This is a genomic window from Variovorax sp. M-6, assembly GCF_052114385.1.
Classification (GTDB): domain Bacteria; phylum Pseudomonadota; class Gammaproteobacteria; order Burkholderiales; family Burkholderiaceae_C; genus Variovorax.
This window is the reverse complement of record NZ_JBFREQ010000084.1, coordinates 1-2,909: the sequence shown is the minus strand read 5'-3', so window position 1 is coordinate 2,909 and position 2,909 is coordinate 1. Positions and strand designations below refer to the sequence as shown.

4 protein-coding genes and 1 pseudogene are annotated in these 2,909 nt (G+C 62.2%); 2 read left to right on the top strand and 3 right to left on the bottom strand.

Annotated features, from left to right (window positions below):
- Window positions 1-741 (top strand): hypothetical protein (locus AB4Z46_RS35160; protein WP_442288181.1); only part of this gene is annotated, 741 nt, incomplete at its 5' end.
- Here AB4Z46_RS35160 and AB4Z46_RS35155 read toward each other — a convergent pair.
- The 3 genes from AB4Z46_RS35155 to AB4Z46_RS35145 all read right to left on the bottom strand — a co-directional run bounded on the left by AB4Z46_RS35155 (window position 655) and on the right by AB4Z46_RS35145 (window position 2,488).
- Window positions 655-1,503 carry a protein-L-isoaspartate O-methyltransferase family protein gene (locus AB4Z46_RS35155; protein ID WP_442288180.1) on the bottom strand — a complete coding sequence of 283 codons (849 nt, stop codon included), beginning with the start codon at window positions 1,501-1,503 and terminating at the stop codon, window positions 655-657. The genes AB4Z46_RS35160 and AB4Z46_RS35155 overlap by 87 nt on opposite strands.
- A 120-nt stretch (window positions 1,504-1,623) precedes the next feature.
- Window positions 1,624-2,172, bottom strand: a complete 549-nt coding sequence (locus tag AB4Z46_RS35150) for a hypothetical protein (protein WP_442288179.1) — start codon at window positions 2,170-2,172, stop codon at window positions 1,624-1,626.
- A gap of 67 nt (window positions 2,173-2,239) precedes the next feature.
- Window positions 2,240-2,488, bottom strand: coding sequence for a DUF1272 domain-containing protein (locus AB4Z46_RS35145; RefSeq protein ID WP_442288178.1), 249 nt, complete (start codon window positions 2,486-2,488; stop codon window positions 2,240-2,242).
- Window positions 2,489-2,728: 240 nt separating this feature from the next.
- Between AB4Z46_RS35145 and AB4Z46_RS35140 the strand changes: the two are divergent.
- Window positions 2,729-2,909, top strand: a pseudogene (locus AB4Z46_RS35140) (IS30 family transposase); the annotation flags it as partial.

The window sequence follows — 2,909 nt, the reverse complement described above, 5'->3', positions numbered from 1 at the left end:
CTGACGATCGCCGGCATGGGCGACGCGACCAGATTCAGGCCCGGCGATCCGGAGCTTCGCTTCACTTTCCGCTTCGATGCGCTGGAGCGCGCCGCGGAAGGCAAGAGGCCGGTGCAACGCGGCACCTGCACGCTGCCCGGCGGCCAGACGATCCGCTTCGTCGTCGACGACGAAAAGGGATCGACCTCGGCCGACGGCACCTACCGCGTGTTCGCGGGGCTGCGCTCGGATCCGTTCTACCTGGCCTGGATCGTGGCCGAGATGAAGAAGTTTCCCAACCTGCTTCAGCACGACAACGTGCTGAGCTTCCTGATCGAGTTCGACACGCGCCGCGTGCTCGATCCGGCCAAGGGCTCGCTGTTCGGGGTCGTAGCCGAGACCATCCCGATCCCGAAGCCTGGTGGCTTCATCGGCCACGACCCGCCGCGCATCGACTGGGTCGGCCGTCCGGAGCAGACCAACATGCGGCTGAACAACAACGGCATGGAAGGCAGCGACGACCTTCGCGACCTGTGGAACCAGCAGACGCCGTTCGCGATCTCCGATGTCGGCGACCGGCCGACCCCAGGGTCTGAAGGGTCGTGCACGCGCAACGCATTGAATCAACCAGCCGTCCTCAGAGCGGACGGTCATCAACTTCCGCTCGTGGCCGGCTCACGCCGTCGGGTCGGCTGTCGAAAGCCACCAGCCCTCGCCAACGCACCATGCCGTCCCGTCGGGCTGCACGCCCCGATGGAATGAGCGAACAACCTGCGGAGGCCTTGCCGCCAGGGCTTTCGAAAGGGTCCTCGACGCCTCGACGCTCCGCGCCCCGACACATGGGATGAAACGCGCCAAACTCAAACATGCGGCCGTGTATGCATCTTCCCGCCACCGGCAAATCATCAACATGAACCCCGCTCCAGTCTCTGTCGTCATCGGGAACACCAGGCGCCCGTCCACCGCCAACGCATCCAGCCAACTGCCTACAGGATGAGTCGCACCAGCATTCACGTAGATCACGTCGGCACATGGCAGGCTTCCTTTCGTTGCGTCCCTCGTCTCAACCACCACTCGGCCGAAAGGCGCCAGATTGATTCGTGCGAACTCGGCAAGGTCCGGCTCAACCTCGTACGCGGTGACCCTGCCCTCCGGTCCGACGAGTTCGGCAAGAATGGCCGAGTAGTAGCCGCTGCCTGCGCCGATGTGAAGGACCGATTCGCCTTGCTTCGGCGCGCATGCGGCGAGGCACCGAGCGTGCAAGCTGGGTTGGCCGTTGTTGATTCCGCGGTCTTGGGCTATTCCGATGAGGATGTCTTGGTATAGCCAGCGCGGGTCCGACGTCGCGGTTTGGATGTACGCATCGCCCGCCAACACATGCCAGGGTCCGCATCCCAGAAACCGCTCGCGTTCAACCGAGGCAAAAGCCGCCACTAGGCGCTTGTTCGAGCTGCCGCCGAGTCCAACAACCAGGCGCGCGTAGAAATCTCGATGCTGCTGGAGGGTCGTCACTGGGTCGGTCATGCTCGAATTCTGCCGCTTCGACGAAGGGCTGCTCCTGGCCGACTGTAGCCTGTCGGCTACCAGGCGCTCCGCGCCCAAAAGAGACATTCGTCGCGCTCCAACGCTGACCTTGGGTGACGGTCAGACAGTTCGTCGCGTCGCCCAATCACGCAGCCTTCGCATGAAACTCGGCTTGAGCTGAGGCCGTCTTCGACCAGGGTGCTGTGACGCGGGTGCGCTCGTAAAAATGCCATCGCTCACATGCCCTAATCCGGCCGGGCAATCCATTGAGCCAAGCGTCACAGTCGCGGAGAACGGCTGGCCCTGCTGCCACCCTTGGATGTTCAACATTCTTCCACCCTCGGTCAGGCCAGCGCTTGAAATACGCGCAAACAACGGCCCGTGATACGAGTAACTGCGGTCGGTCAGATACTGGAACACCACCACATCCGAGTCGTCCCAAAGAAGCAAGCACTTTTCTGCCTCATCGAACGCCACATGCCCACCCAAGAAATAGAAGTTCTCGACGCCTGCAATCGGCGGCTGCACTGTGAGTCGCTCTGGGAATACGCCCATGCGGTACTCGCGCAGCGGCGTCGCAGTCACGCTGCAGCGCCCATTAGTCGAAATCCATCCGCCGTTCATAGAGACGTCCAATTCTTCATTTCCCGCATATTGCTCGGAAGTCATCCTTGAGATTGGCTGTCCGCTGTTGGCCGCGACAAGTCGGAGATGTGACCGGGCCGGCGAAGTGAATTCAGGGTGCTGCCGTGCAACCTTCGGGTTTGAACACCCGCGTGGTCGAACCTGGGTACTTCTCGAGCTTGGCGGCCGACCGCGATGGGCGCGGGAGCAATTCTCCGCCGCAGTTGGGGCATGTCCCGGCGAGGCGTCTGCTGGCGCAATCGCTGCAGAACGTGCACTCGAAGGAACAGATTCGGGCATCGGCTGAATCCGGCGGCAAATCTCGGTCGCAGCACTCGCACCCAGGGCGCATTTGAAGCATAGCGAAACTCCAGAAAGCTTGGTCGTTGGAGCTTAAACGATGGCGAACTGGACGATGACGGCGAGCGTCGGCTCCTGGCCGCAACCCGGCCTAGCCTCCCGCTCTCAGTGCGAGGTCCTGACCAATCATCAGGCGGTGTCCGTCAGGTGTTGCGACCAGGAACTCGCGCATGCCATGCGGCTTGTCAGCGGGCGGCTGATGAATCAACGCGCCACGCTGGACAAGTTCTTGGTGGAGCGCGTCAACGCACTCATCAAGAACGCCCGCAAGCTGCCGCAGGAGCTCTACAAGTCACTGACCTGGGACAGAGGCACGGAGATGCACGCTCACAAGAAGTTCACGTTGGCCACCGACATTCAGGTGTACTTTTGCGATCCGCAGAACCCATGGCAGCGCGGAAGCAACGAGAACACGAATGGAT

Bases quoted from the DNA above. Each gene is read 5' to 3' on its own strand.
- AB4Z46_RS35145 (WP_442288178.1), bottom strand. From the start codon at position 2,488: ATGCTTCAAATGCGCCCTGGGTGCGAGTGCTGCGACCGAGATTTGCCG.
- AB4Z46_RS35150 (WP_442288179.1), bottom strand. From the start codon at position 2,172: ATGACTTCCGAGCAATATGCGGGAAATGAAGAATTGGACGTCTCTATG.
- AB4Z46_RS35155 (WP_442288180.1), bottom strand. From the start codon at position 1,503: ATGACCGACCCAGTGACGACCCTCCAGCAGCATCGAGATTTCTACGCG.